The sequence below is a fragment of the Kitasatospora sp. NPDC127116 genome (assembly GCF_042677365.1).
Lineage (GTDB): Bacteria > Actinomycetota > Actinomycetes > Streptomycetales > Streptomycetaceae > Kitasatospora > Kitasatospora lactacystinica.
Window position 1 is genome coordinate 85,125 of record NZ_JBHXTL010000011.1, and the last position, 14,943, is coordinate 100,067.

The window sequence follows — 14,943 nt, forward strand, 5'->3', positions numbered from 1 at the left end:
CCGAAAGCTCGGGGGTGGAAGGTCAGCCGAGGAGGGAACGGCCGACGATCTCCTTCATGATCTCGGTGGTGCCGCCGTAGATGGTCTGGATGCGGCCGTCGGTGAACGCCCGGGCGACCGGGAACTCGCTCATGTAGCCGTAGCCGCCGTGCAGTTGGAGGCAGCGGTCGGCGGTGCGCTTCTGCAGCTCGGTGGCCCACCACTTGGCCATCGAGGCGTCCGCCGGGGTGAGCGCCCAGCGGTTGTGCTCGGTGATGCAGCGGTCCACGAAGGCCCGGGTGACGGCGCACTCGGTGGCCAGTTCGGCGATCTCGAAGCGGACGTGCTGGAGCTTGGCGAGCGGACGGCCGAAGGCCTCGCGCTGCTTGACGTAGTCGGTGGTGATCTCGACCAGGTACTCGGCGCCCGCGATCGCCGCGGCGGCGATGGTGAGCCGCTCCTGGGCGAGGTTCTGCATCAGGTGGACGAAGCCGCCGTTGAGTTCGCCGATCAGGTTCTCCTTCGGCACCCGGACGTCCTCGAAGAACAACTCGGCGGTGTCCTGGGCCTTCTGGCCGATCTTGTCGAGGTTGCGGCCGCGCTCGAAGCCGGGCGTTCCGCGCTCGACGGCCAGCAGGCTCAGCCCGTGCGCGCCGCCCTCGGGGGTGGTGCGGGCGACCACGATCACCAGGTCGGCGAGGATGCCGTTGGAGATGAAGGTCTTGGCGCCGTTGAGCAGGTAGTGGTCCCCCTCGTCGACCGCCTGGGTGCGGATGCCCTGGAGGTCGGATCCGGTGCCGGGCTCGGTCATCGCGATCGCGGTGATCAGCTCGCCCGAGCAGAAGCCGGGCAGCCAGCGGCGCTTCTGCTCCTCGGTGGCGAGCGAGGTGAGGTACGGGCCGATGATGTCGTTGTGCAGGCCGATCGCCAGGCCGGAGGCGCCGGCCCGGGCGAACTCCTCGGCCAGCACCGCGGCGTAGCGGAAGTCCGGGGTTCCGCCGCCGCCGTACTCCTCGGGGACGGCGAGGCCGAGCAGGCCCTGGCGGCCGGCCGCGAGCCAGGCGGAGCGGTCGACGATGCCGGCCTTCTCCCAGCGGTCGTAGTGCGGCAGCACCTCCTTGGCCAGGAAGGCCCGCACGGTGGCCCGGAAGTCGTCGTGCTGCTCGGTGAAGATCTCGCGCTGCAACGCTACTCTCCTTGCTCTGCCGAAGGGTTGGGGGACGGGGCGCCGGGGCCGAGTGGCGGGGCGCCGGGCTCCGGGGAGGGGGCGCCGGGGTCGCGGGGCGGGGCGCCGGGTTCCGGGGAGGCGACGTCGGGATCGAGGGAGGGCACGCCCCAGTCGCGGGCCACCTCGCCGGTGTCCGCGCCCGGCCGGGCCGGCGGGCGGCGCAGGGCGCCGGGGGTCGCGGAGAAGCGCGGGGCCGGGGCGGGCTGGGTGACACCGTCCGCCTCGACGTACGTCCCGCGCGCCGACAGGTGGCCGTCCACGGCTGCCTGGCGCATCGTCAGCACCGGCTCCACGCAGGCGTCCGAGCCCGCGAAGACGGCCTCCCACTCGGCCCTGGTCCGGGTGGCGAAGCGGGCGGCGATCAGGGCCCGCAGCTCGGGCCAGCGGGCCGGGTCGTACTGGCCGGGCGCGTCCGGGCCCAGCTCCAGCAGCCGGGCGAACTCGGCGTAGAAGCGCGGCTCCAGCGCGCCGACGGCCAGGTGCCCGCCGTCGGCCGCCCGGTAGAGCGCGTAGAACGGCGCGCCGCCGTCCAGCAGGTTGACGCCCCGGCGGTCCTGCCAGTGACCGGCCGCCAGCAGGCCCCACAGCATGCTGCCGAGGTGCGCCGCGCCGTCCACGATCGCGGCGTCCACCACCTGGCCGGTGCCGGTGGCCCGGGCGTGGTGCAGACCGGCGAGCAGGCCGACGACCAGGTAGAGCGAGCCGCCCGCGTAGTCGCCCAGCAGGTTGGCCGGGATGCCGGGGGCCTCCTCGGCCCCGCCCGGCGCGGCCACCATCCCGAGCACCCCGGCGACCGCCGCGTACCCGAGGTCGTGCCCGGCGGTCGCCGCCCGGGGGCCGTGCTGCCCCCAGCCGGTCATCCGCCCGTACACCAGCGCCGGGTTGCGCGCCAGGCACGCCTCCGGCCCGACTCCGAGGCGCTCCGCGACACCGGGCCGGTAGCCCTCGATCAGCAGGTCCGCCCGCTCGACCAGGTCCAGCACCCGCCCGGGGCCCTCGGGGGACTTCAGGTCGATCAGCACCGAGCGCTTGTTGCGGTTGCTGAGGTCGTACGCCGGATCGGTGCCGAGCGGAGAGGGCTCCGGCCGGTCCACCCGCACCACGTCCGCCCCGAGGTCCCCCAGCAGCATCGCCGCGAAGGGCCCCGGCCCGATCCCGGCGAGCTCCACCACCCGCACACCCGCCAGCGGCCCCCCGGCCTCCGGCGCACCGCTCGCGTCACCCACTGGCAGCTGAACCCTTCCCGACGGGTTTGACAGTAAAGCTGTAACACTCGGGATGATAGGCAAGCGACTCGCCAGTAACAAGACCTCCGCCCACGCGCCGAACCGCCAATTCCCCCTCGGCCGGGCCCCGCTGAGCCCGGCCACTCCCCGCGCATCCGGAATGACGGAGGGTGGGTCAGTGCACTGACAGTGCCCCCCTGTACGGTCGTCATGCCGCAGGGGAGCGGCCGCATCGCCGAATGGGGAGGATTTCCGCACATGGGTAGCCCGAACTTCGTCACGGGACCGGTCGCACCGGCCAAGGACCCGATGCCGGGCCCGGTGTCCACGTACGCCGCGAAATCGCCGTACGCCAATCCGGCACAGCCGAGCGACACCACCGTGCCGCCGCTCCCCCTCATGCCGCCCGGCAAGGCCACCACCCGGCTGGACACCCCGTACGAGCTCACCGCCTCCGCCGCGATAGCCCGCCAGATCGCCACCGACCTCGACAACGCCAACGGCAAGGCGGGCGCGGGCGCGCACAGCCTCACCGAGTACGCGAGCACCGCGTCGACCAGGATCCGCGGCTTCTCCTTCGGCGGCGCCCTCACCGGCAGCACCGAACGCTGGCTGCAGCAGTGCAAGACCCTGCACGGCAAGCTCGGCAGCGCCGCCAACAACCTCGACCGGACGCAGCAGTACTACCAGTCCAACGAAGCCGCCATCGCCGCCGGCTTCCGCCCGGGTCGGTAGAAGGCAAGGGGGAACGAAGAGATGGTGTCCTTCAAGGAACTGCACGAGGCCGACTTCTCCGGGGTGAACGAGGCCGCCGAGGCCTGGGCCGGCGTGGCCAAGGCCCTCACCTCCATGGACGGCCGGGTCGCCAAGGACCTCACCAGCACCGCCCAGCGGGCCGGCTGGAAGGGCGACGCCGCCGACGAGGCGACCAAGGCGATGCAGGGCATCGACGGCGACTTCAAGCAGGCCTCGGCCGTCGCCACCGCCCTCGCCGCGATCATGAAGACCGCCGCCGAGGACTTCGCCGCCGCCCGCCGCGACCTCGACACGGCACTCCACGACGCCCAGGCCGACACCACCCTGAGCGTCACCGCGGACGGTGCGGTCAACTGGACCGTGCCGAAGGAGTCCAGGAACGACCCCGAGGCCGAACGCACCATCCGGGCCAACGCCCAGGCGGTCGCCGACCGGCTCGGCAAGGCCGTGGAGAAGGCCTCTGCCGCCGACCAGCGGGCCACCGCAGCCCTCCAGGGTGACATCGGCACCAGCACCACCGCCTTCAACGCCGCCCCGTACGGCGCCGGCCCGGTCGCCGACGCCAAGCGGGCCACGGACCTGATGTCCAAGGCCGGGAGCCTCTCCGACGACCAGCTCAAGCAGTTGCAGGCCCTGATGGCCGCCAACGCGGAGAACAAGGACTTCTCCACCACCCTGCTCAACGGCCTCAACGCCGGCGGCAAGACCGGCCCCGAGGCCCTGCTGGAGTACAGCAAGGTCTACGACGGCCTCGCCCACGGCAACCACAACGCCGCGGGCTACCAGGACGTCTACAAGAACCTGTCCGTCGCCCTGGCCAGCGCCACCCGCGACGGCGGGATGGGCAAGGAGTGGGAGGACGGGCTCTTCGCGGCAGCCCGCCGCCCCGGCGGCTCGGCGGCCGGGTGGAACGACAACTACCCGGCGCTGACCTCGCTCATGGAGGCGAAGGGGGACTTCGACAAGGCCTTCGTGCGCCGGGTCGGCACCGACCTGCTCGACTTCGAGGCCTCCAGCAAGGTCAAGGGCGAGGAGCTGTGGGGTCCGAACTGGGTCAACGACCCCCAGAAGGGCGACCCGCTGGCCCCACTGTTGAGGATGATGAAGGGCGACGTGGCCACGACCCAGGAATTCCTCGACCCGAGCAAGAACCAGAACCTCGTCTACCTGCTCAAAGAGCGTAACTGGCTCGACGAGGGCCAGGAGAGCAAGCTTCCCCAGAGCGTCCTGCGCGACACCTCCCACCGGATGTTCGCGGAGATGCTGGAGTCCGCCGCGACCGGCCATGGCCCCGGCCAGCCACCGGTGCGCCCGCACGACGCGACGATGACGCGGATCACGGATACCGCACTCTCCACTCTGGGCGGGGACAAGGCGGGCAACGAGAACGCCATGTACTCCGCGCTTCGCCGTCCGATGGCCAACATGATCAGCGAGTACATCACCGACACCCACGACATCCTCAGCAAGGACCTCCCCGGCCCCTCCGAGCCCGGCGGACTGAACACCACCCGCGAACAGCTGCTCCGGGTGATCCGGGGCACCGCCGAGGACCCGGAGTCGTACTCCCTGATCCACCTGGCCGAGACGCAGGAGGTGGCCCGACGGATGGCCGAATACGGACCGGAGGCCTTCAAGGACGTCAACGGCCGCCCGGATCCGAAATTCGAAGACTTCGTCAACCAGGCAGGCAAGGCGTTCGGCGCGCTCGACGCCGTCCAGGCGGACACCATCACCGACCACAAGTCCGACTTGCAGTTCAAGGCCAACTGGAAGGCCAAGATGGACTACCACTACGTCGGCACGTTGGCGAACATGTTGCCGGGCGCCAACTGGCTGCCGGTGGGGGACATAGCCCAGCGGTACGTCGACGTTGCCACGTCCGAGTGGGCGGCCAAGGTCAGCTCGGAGATCGACACCAAGGCACAGGGCGACCTGAGCAAGCTCTACACCTTGGGCCGGTCGCAGGTGCAGGCCATGCTCCTCGACAAGGCTCATCAGTTCGGCATACCGGACCGCGACCTCCTCCTCGGCCAACTGGCCGACTCGGCCAACGTCCACTACCAGACGTCGATCACCCAGGCCCACACTGCGGCCTTCGGAAAGGGGTGATCCTGTGTCGGGACAACAGCGCGAGACCTCCAACGGGCCGGTCGGCAAGGTCGATGCCGCACTCGACCGACGGGGCTTCACCACGTGGCCGCTGCGGGTGCGGGCGGCGGTCGCCGTGGCGGGGGTAACGGTGGTCGCGGCAGGAGTGGGGGCATTCCTCACGGACAACCTGAGCAATGCGTTCGGGCCGGACAGCGTGTGCGACGGTGCGATGAGTGCGGCTGCCCTGAACGACGCGCTCGGGTCCGGACCGGTCGACAGCGAGACGAACGGCGCCTGGCAATCACCCAGTGGCGGGGCGTTCTGCACGGCAACAGTGAGCCACGGGGTGTTCGGTGACAGCCGGTCCGTCTTCGTGCAGGTCCTTCAGGCCGACGACCTCGGCCCTTACCTGGCCTACTCGGGAGACCGGTTGTTCGCCGCCTCGGCGAACGGTGGCGCGACCGGGGCGGCCCGCGACGACCGGGCCTGGGCGCTCCTCCCCGAGGGGTGCGGCAACGGGTTGCGGGTCGAGGTCAGGTCGGGCGACAACGGCCGACCCGGTGCCGGGAAACTCGCCCGACTCGCCGTGGCTGCGGCGAACGGCCTGGCAGCGGACAAGGGGTGCGGGAAGTCGCCGCTCCCCGCACCCCACGAACTGTCGGCGGCCGGACAGGAACACGAGCTGAACTCCGCCTCGGTCTGCGGCCTGCCCGGGTTCACCGCCTCCGGTACTGCCGGGGGCAAGGAGTTCAAGGAGAGCGTGAACACCGCGTTCGATCCGCTGTGGGTCTGCCGGATCGGCACGGACCAGGACCGTTCGGCGATCTCCTTCTCCATCGGAACCGAGCCCCGGGTCCGCGGCCCGCTGTCCGAGAAGGACGCCTCCCCCGCATTCGGCCGATCGCGTTGGGCCGGCTCCCCCATGACGAACAGGGAAGTGGTGGCGACCTGCCAGGGCAGGCCGACCTACTTCCGGATGGACTCCGACATCACCGTCCAGGGGCCGCTCCCCGGCACCAGCGAGACCTGGGAGCAGTTCCTCACCGCCGGGGGCAAGGCGATCGGCTGCGAGCCGATCCTGTAGCCGCCCCCTCCTGCGGGCGGCCGGTTCCCTACCAGCCGCACGCAACAATCCAACCGACTGAGCAGCAAACGGGGAACAGCGCATCGTGGAAGACACGCACGAGGTCAAACCCGACGAATCCGCCACAAGCCTCGCCGGACGCGTCGACGCCGTGCTCGGCCGGAAGGGGTTCACCACCCAGGGGCTTCGGGTGCGGGCGGCGGTCGCCGTGGTGGCGGTGACCGTGGTCGCGGCAGGGGCGGGGACGTTCCTCGTGGACAACCTGACCAATGCGTTCGGGCCGGACAGTGTGTGCGGGGGCGCCGTGAGCGCGGATCTGCTGAACGACGCACTCGGGCCCGGCAAGGTCAGTGATCAGGCATTCGGCGACGGGCACTTGCGCAACGGATCCGCCCTCTGCATGGCCAAGGTGAGTTCGGGGGTCTTCGGCGACGAACGGTCCGTCACCGTGGAGCTTCGCAAGAACCCCGACCTCTCCGTCGTCGCGCAGGACTCGGAGGCCAGGCTGTTCGGCGCTTCGGCCAACGGCGGTGCATCCGGCGCGGCATTCGACCACCGGGCCTGGGCGCTGCTTCCCCAGGGGTGCGACAGCGGGCAACGCGTCACCGTCAGGGCGGACCGCGGCGAACGACCCGGCGCCGGGAAGCTCGCCGCACTCGCCGTGTCGACGGCCGACCGCATCGCGGCACAACAGGGGTGCGGCACGTCACCGATGCCCGCACCGCGTCAGCTGTCCCCGGCCGGCCAGGACCACGATCTCGACCGGAACGCCGTCTGCGGCCTGCCGGGGGTCACCGTCCCCGAAACCCCGGGAGGCCCCGCTTTCAGGGAAACGGTGACCACCGCGACCGACCCGCTGTGGACCTGCCTCATCCACTCCGACGCGAACCCGCAGTCCTCGATCACCTTCACCATCGGCACCGAGCCCCGGCTGCTGCTCCCGGCTCCCCCGAAGGACGAGCCGGGCGTCGGCCGGGCCCGTTGGATCAAGCCCGGCGAGATGGTGGCGACCTGCCAGGGCCGGCCCACCTACTTCCGGATGGACCTCAACGGCTTCTGGGACCTCGTCCCGGACAGCAAAACCACCTGGACGCAGTTCCTCACCGCCGGGGCCAAGGCGATCGGCTGCGAGCCGATCGTCTGACCGGTCCGACCGACAAGCACGCAGACGAGGGAGCGAGCACACGATGGGGAGCGAAGACGTGGACAAGGCCTCCGCAGGCCTCGCCGGGCGCGTCGACGCGGCGCTCGACCGGCGGGGGTTCACCACGCGGGGCCTGCGGTTGCGGGCGACCGCCGTGGTGGTGGCGCTCTCGCTCGTCCCGGTGGGGGCGGCGGGGTTCGCGGTGTACCGGCTGACCAACGTCGGCGGGCCGGACAGCGTGTGCGACGGGGCCGCCACGGCGGACCAGTTGCACGACCTCCTGGGCTCCGGGCGGATCGGCGAGCGCCGGAGAGGATTCTCGGCCACGGAGGAATCCACCGGGAACAGCTGCACCGCGACGGTCCGTTCCGGCTTGTTCGAGACCTCCGAGAAGACCGTGCGGTTCACCCCCGTCCGCAATGCGAAGGCCGGGCCGGGCGCGCTGGCCGCCTCGGACGCCCGGCTGTTCTCCGGCGGCTCGGTCGGCTCCGTGACGCCCGACGACGCGTGGGCGGTGCTCCCCGAGGGGTGCGACAAGGGCGTGCGCGCCGAGGTGCGCGCCGACGTGCAGGGCCACGACGAGACCAGGGCCCGTCTGGCCGCGGCCTTCGCCAATGGCCTCGCCAAGGCACGCGCGTGCGGCAACGGGGCACTCCCGATGCCGACGACCCTGTCGGAGAAGGGCGCCGAGACGGACCCGGACTGGGCCAACCTCTGCGGCCTGCCCGGGTTCGCACCCGCCAGGAACCCCGAGGCCCTGTGGCGCATGCCGCAGCAGGTCACCACCGCCACCGCCCCGATCTGGTCGTGCCGGATCGGCGGGGACCCGCGGTACGACAGCCGGGTGCAGGAGTTCGCGATCACGACCGAGCCGCGGACCACCGCCCTGGCCCGGAAGGAGAGCACGGCCCCCGATTTGGGTCGGGCCCAGTGGGTGGCAGACGGAACGCTCGTCACCACGTGCCAGGGCAAGGACGTCTTCTTCACCGTCACCGGTGGGATCACCTCGGGCCTCGAAAAGCCGTTCCTCTTCCCCGACCAGAAGGACCTGGTGCGGCAGTTCCTCACCGCCGGGGGCAAGGCGATCGGCTGCGAGCCGATCCTGTAGCAGCCCCCTCCCGCGGGCGGAAAATGGGCCGACAGGCCTCCGGGTAATGGCCTATCTTGCGATGGAACTATTACGCGAGACACGGGGAAACGCCATGACCACCACCACCGACCCGACCTCCCGCACGATCGTCGCCGTCTCCGAGCGGCTGGTGCTGACGCGGCCCCAAGAGGGGGACCTGGAGGCGATGTTCGCGATCCACGGGGATCCGGAGACCAACCGGTACAACCCGAACGGGCCGCAGCGGGACATCGCCCAGGCGCAGGAGATGCTGGACGGGTTCGTCGCCGACTGGGTGCGGGACGGGGTGGGGTACTGCGCCGTCGCCACCCGGGAGGACCCGGGGGCGGTGATCGGGTTCGCCGGGCTCTACCTGCACACCCTGGACGGGGAGCGGGTGTTCAACCTCTACTACCGGTTCCGGCCGTCCGCGTGGGGCAAGGGGTACGCGGCGGAGGCGGCCCGGGCCGCGATGGCCGAGGGGCTGCCGCGCCACCCCGGCATCCCGGTGATCGCCCTGATCCACGCGGACAACCTGCCCTCGCGCCGGCTCGCCGAGCGGCTCGGGCTGGTCGCCGACCCGGACGGCCGCACCGACGAGGAGGACCGGGTGATCCACCGGATGGCCACGGCCGTCGCACCGGCCTGAGCCGGAGATCCCCCGCCGGGGGGAGCGGGATCGGACCGTGGGTGGAGGCCCCGGGGCGGGGCCCGGCGGGACGGTGGGGGCATGAGGATCAACGAGCACGCGGTGCGGACCGGGGCGGCGTGGACGGCGGTGGCGGCGACCGGGCCGTACCTGACGCTGAAGCTGCTCTGGCTGACCGGGCACCCGGTGGGGTCGGACGCCCCCGGTGAGATGGACCGGCTGTGGCTGGTGAACCTGCTGACCTTCGGCATGGACGCGATCGCCGTGGCGCTGGCGCTGGCGTTCGCCCGGCCGTGGGGGCGGCGGGCGCCGGCCGGACTGGTGGCGTTCCCGATGTGGGTGGCGACCGGGCTGCTCGGCACGATCCTGATCGCGCTGCCGCTGTACCTGCTGAGCGTCCTGGTGCTCGGGCCGGAGCGCGGCGACCCGGACGACAAGGGCATCGGCGACTGGGTCTTCCTCGTCGTGTACGGCGGCTTCGCCGTCCAGGGCCTCGCCCTGCTCACCGCCTTCGCCCTGTACGCCCGGCGGCGCTGGGCCGGGCTGCTGCGGGAGCGGATCGGCGACCTGCCCGACTCCCCCACCCTGACGGTGCAGCGCGTCCTCGCCTGCGTCGCCGCGCTGCTCGCCGCGGGCGTCGCGGCGGTCCGCGCCTACTGGGCGCTCGGCGGCACCGCCGGACTTCCGCGGGACATGGCCGAGGCCCGGAGCCGGGGCGTGGCGGTGATGGACGGGGTGGCCGCGGTGATGGCGGTGGCCGCGGCGGCGGCGCTGCTGGTCCTGGTCTTCCGGATCCGGCCGGGGCGCCGGGTGCTCGGGCCGCTGCTGGTGGTGTGGACGGCGGCCGGCTCGCTGTTCGGCTGGGGCTGCTGGCAGTTGGTGGCCTTCGGGGTAACGACGACCCGGGTGACCGAGCTGCGGACGGCCGTGCCCGGGCTGACACCTCTGGTGCAGAGCGCCCAGGTGGTGGCCTCGGTGCTGGTCCTGGTGGTCGGGGCGACGGCGTTGACCGAATGGGGCGCCCGCCGGCGCGCCGCTGCCGTAGAGTCGCGCGGGTGATCACGGGGGTGGGCCGCCGGTTGCGGCGTGCGGCGGGGGCCGCGCTGGGGCGTCGGGCCCGCCTGCGCTGGGTGCACCTGGTGCTGGGCGGCGCGCTGCTGATGCCGTACTGGATGCTGTCGGTGGTGCTGTACGGGGCGCTCAACCCGGACCAGTCGCCCGCCCGCCAACTGCTGATGTACGTCCTGTCGTTGCTCACCTCGCTGCCGATGGCCGCGATCACCGCGCTGGTGCCGACGGTGCGGGGCCTGGAGGGCGCGGCCGCGCGGGCGCTGTGCGCGGTGGCCCGGCCGGAGGAGCTCGCCACCGGACCGGCCCGCTCCTGGACCGCCCGCCGGCGCACCGCGCTCTGGTACGTGCTGCACGTCCTGTTCGGCGGGGTGGTCGCCGGGATGACGCTGGCCGGCACCCCCTTCGCGGTGGTCCTGGTCCTCGGCTTCGCGGGGACGGAGGAGTTCGTCCGGATGTGGGAGCGGCACTTCCCCGGCTGGCTGGTCACCGGCCCGGCCCTCGGCCTCGGCGTGCTGCTGCTGATCGTCGGCACCAACGCCGTCTGCGGCGCGCTGCTCGCCCGCTGGGCGCCCGTCCTGCTCGGCCCGACCCCCGAGGAGCGGGTGGCCGCGGCCGAGCGTCGGGCCACCGTGCTCGCCCAGCGCAACCGGCTGGCCCGCGAGCTGCACGACTCGGTCGGGCACGCGCTCAGCGCCGTCGGCATCCAGGCCTCGGCCGCGGCCCGGGTGCTGCGCAGCAACCCGGACTTCGCCGCCGAGGCGCTCGCGGCGATCGAGGAGACCGCCCGGGGCGCCGTCGCCGAACTCGACGCCGTCCTCGGTCTGTTGCGCGAGGAGGACCCGGAGGCCGCCGAGCCGTCCGGGCCCACCCTCGCCGAGCTCGACGACCTGCTGCGCCAGCTCGGCCGGGCCGGGGTCGCGGTGGACGCCGAGCTGGCGCCCGGGCTGGGCGGCCTGCCCGGGACGGTGTCCCGCGAGGCGTACCGGATCGTGCAGGAGGGCCTGACCAATGTGCTGCGGCACGCCGGGCCCGCGTCGGCCGGGCTCCGGGTCGGGCTGGCCGGCGACCGGCTGGAGATCGAGCTGACCAACCCGCTCGGCCCCGCCCGGCCGAGCCGCCCCGGCGGCGGACGCGGACTGCGCGGGATCGCGGAACGGGCGGCGGCCCTGCACGGCGGCAGCACGGCGGGGCCCGGCGAGGACGGAACGACGTGGCGGCTGGCCGTCTGGCTGCCGGTGGGAGGGACGACGTGAACGAGCACGAAGGCGTGGACGAAGGCGTGAACGACCACGAAAGCGCGGGCGAGCACGAAGGCGCGGACGCAGGCGTGGGCCGGGCCGCGGACAGCATCCGGGTGGTGATCGCGGACGACGAGCGGCTGGTCCGCCTGGGCCTGCGGGTGGTGATCGACAGCGAACCGGGCCTCACCGTGGTCGGCGAGGCCGCCGACGGCGCCGAGGTCGTCCCGCTGGTGCGCGAACTGCGCCCCGACGTGGTGCTGATGGACGTCCGGATGCCCGGCATCGACGGCATCCGGGCCACCGAACAGCTCGTCAACGGGATGGCCGCGCCGCCGCGCATCCTGGTCGTCACCACCTTCGAGCACGACGACCACGTGTACGACGCGCTGCGCGCGGGCGCCGCCGGGTTCCTCCTGAAGCGGGCCCGGGCGGAGGAGATGGTGCAGGCGGTGCGGCTGGTCGCGCGCGGCGACTCGCTGCTGTTCCCGGCTGCTGTCCGCGAACTCGCGCTGCGCCACGGCGCGGACCGGCGCCGGGAGGCCGAGCGGGCGGACCGCGCCGGCCGGGGGCCGATCCGGCGGCTGACCGAGCGGGAGGGCCAGGTGCTGCGACTGATGGCCTCCGGGCTCAGCAACGGCGAGATCGCGCAGCAGCTGGTGGTGAGCCCGGAGACGGTGAAGACGCACGTCGGCAGCGTGCTGGCCAAGCTGGGCGCCCGGGACCGCACCCAGGCGGTCATCGCGGCGTACGAGTCGGGCTTCGTACTGCCGGGCTGACACCCGCTCAAACGGCTTTCTCGGCGCCGCGCGAATCGAACGTGGATTCCACCCGATCGTCACCAGCGAGTAGAGTGCGGGTTTCCCCCGAAAACCTCCGATACCTCCCGTATCGCCTGGAACGAACTGGTGGCCGCATGACTGTCCGGACCCGGCCCGCGCTGTGGTGGCGCATGGGCATCGTGCTCTCGGCGGGCCTCGGCCTGATCCTCGGAACCGCGCCGCTGGTCTACTTCACCGTGCAGAGCAACGTGATCGTGTTCGGCTACTTCATCGGCGCGGTGTACTGGATGCTCAAGCGCGGCACCGTGGACGCGCCCGCGCCCCGGCTGCGCGGCGCCGCCACGCTGTACATCCTGATCACCGGACTGGTCTCGCACGTCCTGCTCGAACACGGCGCCAACCCGCTGCCCGGGCTGGTGAGCGGACCGGACAGGCTGGCGCACTGGTCGTCGTTCTTCCTGCACTACGTGACGCCGGTCCTGGTGATCGTCGACTGGCTGGTGCTCAAGCCCCGCAACGCCGCGGCCTGGAAGGACATACCGCTCTGGCTGGGCTTCCCGCTCGGCTACGCGGCGATCGTGCTCGCCCGCAACGCGCTGTTCGACGACTACCCGATGCCCTACCCCTACTTCTTCTTCGACCCGACCACCAAGGGCTACGGCTACGTCTGGGGCCAGATCGCCCTGCTGACCGTCGAGTTCGTGGTGCTCGCCGCCCTCGTCGTCGGACTGGACCGGCTCGGGACCCGGATCGCGGGCCGGCTGCGGCCCGCGCCGCAGGCCTGACGCCGTCCACCGCGGAGACCTTCAGCCACGCGGACCTTCGGCCGCGGGGACCTTCCGCCACGCAGACCTTCAGCCGCGGCGAACTCCTGCCGACGGCGCACCGGTCCGCTGTCGAGACCACCGGGGACCATTCCTCCCGGGCCCGGATGAGCCCTGAGGAGGAAGCGGATGGGCCCGCAGGAGGAAGCGGCTGCGGCTCGCCGGATGACGCCCGGGCGGTGGGGCCCGCCGTAGCCTCGGCCGGGAGCGGTGGCGGAGGGGTTCCGCGGGGGAGACCGGGGTTCGGCGGAGGCCGGAGATGACACGCAGGAGCACGGGCAGGGCGACGGCCGCGGCGGTGGCGCTCGCGGCGGCGGTGGGGTTGGCGGCGCCGGGGGCGGCCGCGGCCCAGGAAGGGCGGGCGAACCCGCTGGACGGGGTCTGGCGGACGGAGGGCTACGGCCTGCTGGTCGCGGTCTCCGGGGACCGGCTCACCACCTACGACGTGACGGCGCACAGCTGCGTGCCGGGGTGGATCACCGGGACGCGGACCGCGGCGCCCGGCCCGGACGGCACCACTCGCTACGGCATGGGCGACAACGCCCTGACGCTCACCCCCCGGGGCCGGAACCGGGCGGTGGAGCGCGAGGAGGGCGGGGTCGGCAGCAAGACGCTCAGGCGTCTGGACGCCCTGCCGCCGCTGTGCGCCACGCCGGCCGCGAACGACCCGCTCGCGGTCTTCGACCGGTTCTGGGAGAACTTCGAGGAGAACTACCCCTTCTTCGCTGCCAAGGGAATCGACTGGCACGCCGTCCGGGACGAGAAGCGGCGCACGATCACTCCGACGACGACCGTCGACCAGTTGCAGGCCGTCCTCGTGGACATGCTCCGCCCGCTCGGCGACGCCCACACCTCACTGGCCCGGACGGTCGACGGGCACCCCGAGTTGGTCTTCGGCGGGCAGCGGCCCGGGTCGACCGAGGAGACCGAGGAGCTGACCGCCCGCGCCCGGCAGGCCTCGGCCGCCCGGCTCACCGGTCCGGAGCAGCTCTTCGCCAACGGCCGGCTCGGCGTGGGCCGGCTCCCCGACGGCATCGGCTACCTCCGGGTGAGCAGCTTCGGCAGGTACGCCGCGGGCGGCCACCAGAGCCAGCTCGACGAGCTGGACCGCGCGCTGGACGCCCTGCTGGCCGGCCCGGACCGCCCGGCCGGACTGGTCGTCGACGTGCGGCTGAACGGCGGCGGCTCGGACGCGCTCGGGCTGCACATCGCCGCCCGGCTCACCGACCGCCCCTACGTCGCCTACCGGAAGGTGGCGCGCAACGACCCGGCCGACCCGGCGAGGTTCACCCGGCCCGAGCCGGTCACCGTGCGCCCCTCGGCGGGCGCGCGCTTCAACGGCCCGGTGGCGGTGCTCACCTCCTCGATCTCCACCAGTGCGGCGGAGACCTTCACCCAGGCCATGATGGGCCGCTCCCCCAAGGTGCTGCGGGTCGGCGAGAACACCCAGGGTGTCTTCTCCGACGTGATGATCAAGAAGCTCTCGCCGGACCTGATGGTCGGCCTGCCGAACGAGAAGTACCTCACCCGGAACGGCGGCACCTTCGACGGACCGGGCATCCCGCCGAACGTCCGCACCCCGGTGTTCACCCCGGACGAGCTGGCCGCGCTCAGGGACTCGGCCCTGAGCACGGCCCGCCGGATGCTCGTCGAGGACGCCCGGGGCCGGCAGGACGCCCGGGCCGACCAGGACACCCAGGCCCGGCAGGACGCCCAGGCCGACCAGGGCGACCAGGAGTAACAACGGCAGGCACGGCAGC

The 14,943-nt window shown here is 72.8% G+C and carries 13 protein-coding genes; 11 read left to right on the forward strand and 2 right to left on the reverse strand.

The window, feature by feature from the left end:
* Window positions 1–22: 22 nt before the first annotated feature.
* On the reverse strand, window positions 23–1,165 hold the full coding sequence (locus ACFVHV_RS07385; protein ID WP_380349489.1) for an acyl-CoA dehydrogenase family protein: 1,143 nt from the start codon (window positions 1,163–1,165) through the stop codon (window positions 23–25).
* 2 nt (window positions 1,166–1,167) lie between these two features.
* Window positions 1,168–2,385, reverse strand: coding sequence for a CoA transferase (locus ACFVHV_RS07390; protein WP_380349554.1), 1,218 nt, complete (start codon window positions 2,383–2,385; stop codon window positions 1,168–1,170).
* Window positions 2,386–2,691: 306 nt separating this feature from the next.
* On the opposite strand from ACFVHV_RS07390, the gene ACFVHV_RS07395 reads away from it, so the two are divergent.
* The 11 genes from ACFVHV_RS07395 to ACFVHV_RS07445 all read left to right on the forward strand — a co-directional run bounded on the left by ACFVHV_RS07395 (window position 2,692) and on the right by ACFVHV_RS07445 (window position 14,924).
* Window positions 2,692–3,168: a hypothetical protein gene (locus ACFVHV_RS07395; RefSeq protein WP_359900084.1), complete on the forward strand. Its 477-nt coding sequence runs from the start codon at window positions 2,692–2,694 to the stop codon at window positions 3,166–3,168.
* Window positions 3,169–3,189: 21 nt separating this feature from the next.
* A complete protein-coding gene (locus tag ACFVHV_RS07400; RefSeq protein ID WP_380349492.1) occupies window positions 3,190–5,301 on the forward strand; it encodes a hypothetical protein in 2,112 nt (703 codons plus the stop codon).
* Window positions 5,302–5,305: 4 nt separating this feature from the next.
* Complete coding sequence (locus tag ACFVHV_RS07405) at window positions 5,306–6,367, forward strand: hypothetical protein (protein ID WP_359900081.1); 1,062 nt, start codon at window positions 5,306–5,308, stop codon at window positions 6,365–6,367.
* A gap of 85 nt (window positions 6,368–6,452) precedes the next feature.
* Window positions 6,453–7,511 carry a hypothetical protein gene (locus ACFVHV_RS07410; protein WP_380349495.1) on the forward strand — a complete coding sequence of 353 codons (1,059 nt, stop codon included), beginning with the start codon at window positions 6,453–6,455 and terminating at the stop codon, window positions 7,509–7,511.
* A 43-nt stretch (window positions 7,512–7,554) separates the two neighbouring features.
* On the forward strand, window positions 7,555–8,619 hold the full coding sequence (locus ACFVHV_RS07415) for a hypothetical protein (RefSeq protein WP_380349498.1): 1,065 nt from the start codon (window positions 7,555–7,557) through the stop codon (window positions 8,617–8,619).
* Window positions 8,620–8,713: 94 nt separating this feature from the next.
* The gene (locus ACFVHV_RS07420) at window positions 8,714–9,268 is read left to right on the forward strand and encodes a GNAT family N-acetyltransferase (protein ID WP_359900075.1); all 555 of its coding nucleotides are present in this window, start codon (window positions 8,714–8,716) and stop codon (window positions 9,266–9,268) included.
* Between the two features lie 81 nt (window positions 9,269–9,349).
* Window positions 9,350–10,327, forward strand: a complete 978-nt coding sequence (locus tag ACFVHV_RS07425; RefSeq protein WP_380349501.1) for a hypothetical protein — start codon at window positions 9,350–9,352, stop codon at window positions 10,325–10,327.
* A complete protein-coding gene (locus tag ACFVHV_RS07430; RefSeq protein ID WP_380349504.1) occupies window positions 10,324–11,592 on the forward strand; it encodes a sensor histidine kinase in 1,269 nt (422 codons plus the stop codon). The genes ACFVHV_RS07425 and ACFVHV_RS07430 overlap by 4 nt, the downstream gene beginning before the upstream one ends.
* 74 nt (window positions 11,593–11,666) lie before the next feature.
* Complete coding sequence (locus ACFVHV_RS07435) at window positions 11,667–12,356, forward strand: response regulator (RefSeq protein WP_380349556.1); 690 nt, start codon at window positions 11,667–11,669, stop codon at window positions 12,354–12,356.
* A 137-nt stretch (window positions 12,357–12,493) separates the two neighbouring features.
* Entirely contained in the window at window positions 12,494–13,144 is a 651-nt protein-coding gene (locus ACFVHV_RS07440; protein WP_380349507.1) for a Pr6Pr family membrane protein, read from the forward strand.
* A 298-nt stretch (window positions 13,145–13,442) separates the two neighbouring features.
* The gene (locus tag ACFVHV_RS07445) at window positions 13,443–14,924 is read left to right on the forward strand and encodes a S41 family peptidase (protein ID WP_380349510.1); all 1,482 of its coding nucleotides are present in this window, start codon (window positions 13,443–13,445) and stop codon (window positions 14,922–14,924) included.
* The last annotated feature ends 19 nt before the right edge of the window (window positions 14,925–14,943 follow it).

Coding starts and splice junctions, on each gene's coding strand:
- ACFVHV_RS07395 (WP_359900084.1), top strand. CDS start 2,692: ATGGGTAGCCCGAACTTCGTCACGGGACCGGTCGCACCGGCCAAGGAC.
- ACFVHV_RS07425 (WP_380349501.1), top strand. CDS start 9,350: ATGAGGATCAACGAGCACGCGGTGCGGACCGGGGCGGCGTGGACGGCG.
- ACFVHV_RS07440 (WP_380349507.1), top strand. CDS start 12,494: ATGACTGTCCGGACCCGGCCCGCGCTGTGGTGGCGCATGGGCATCGTG.
- ACFVHV_RS07445 (WP_380349510.1), top strand. CDS start 13,443: ATGACACGCAGGAGCACGGGCAGGGCGACGGCCGCGGCGGTGGCGCTC.
- ACFVHV_RS07420 (WP_359900075.1), top strand. CDS start 8,714: ATGACCACCACCACCGACCCGACCTCCCGCACGATCGTCGCCGTCTCC.
- ACFVHV_RS07415 (WP_380349498.1), top strand. CDS start 7,555: ATGGGGAGCGAAGACGTGGACAAGGCCTCCGCAGGCCTCGCCGGGCGC.
- ACFVHV_RS07400 (WP_380349492.1), top strand. CDS start 3,190: ATGGTGTCCTTCAAGGAACTGCACGAGGCCGACTTCTCCGGGGTGAAC.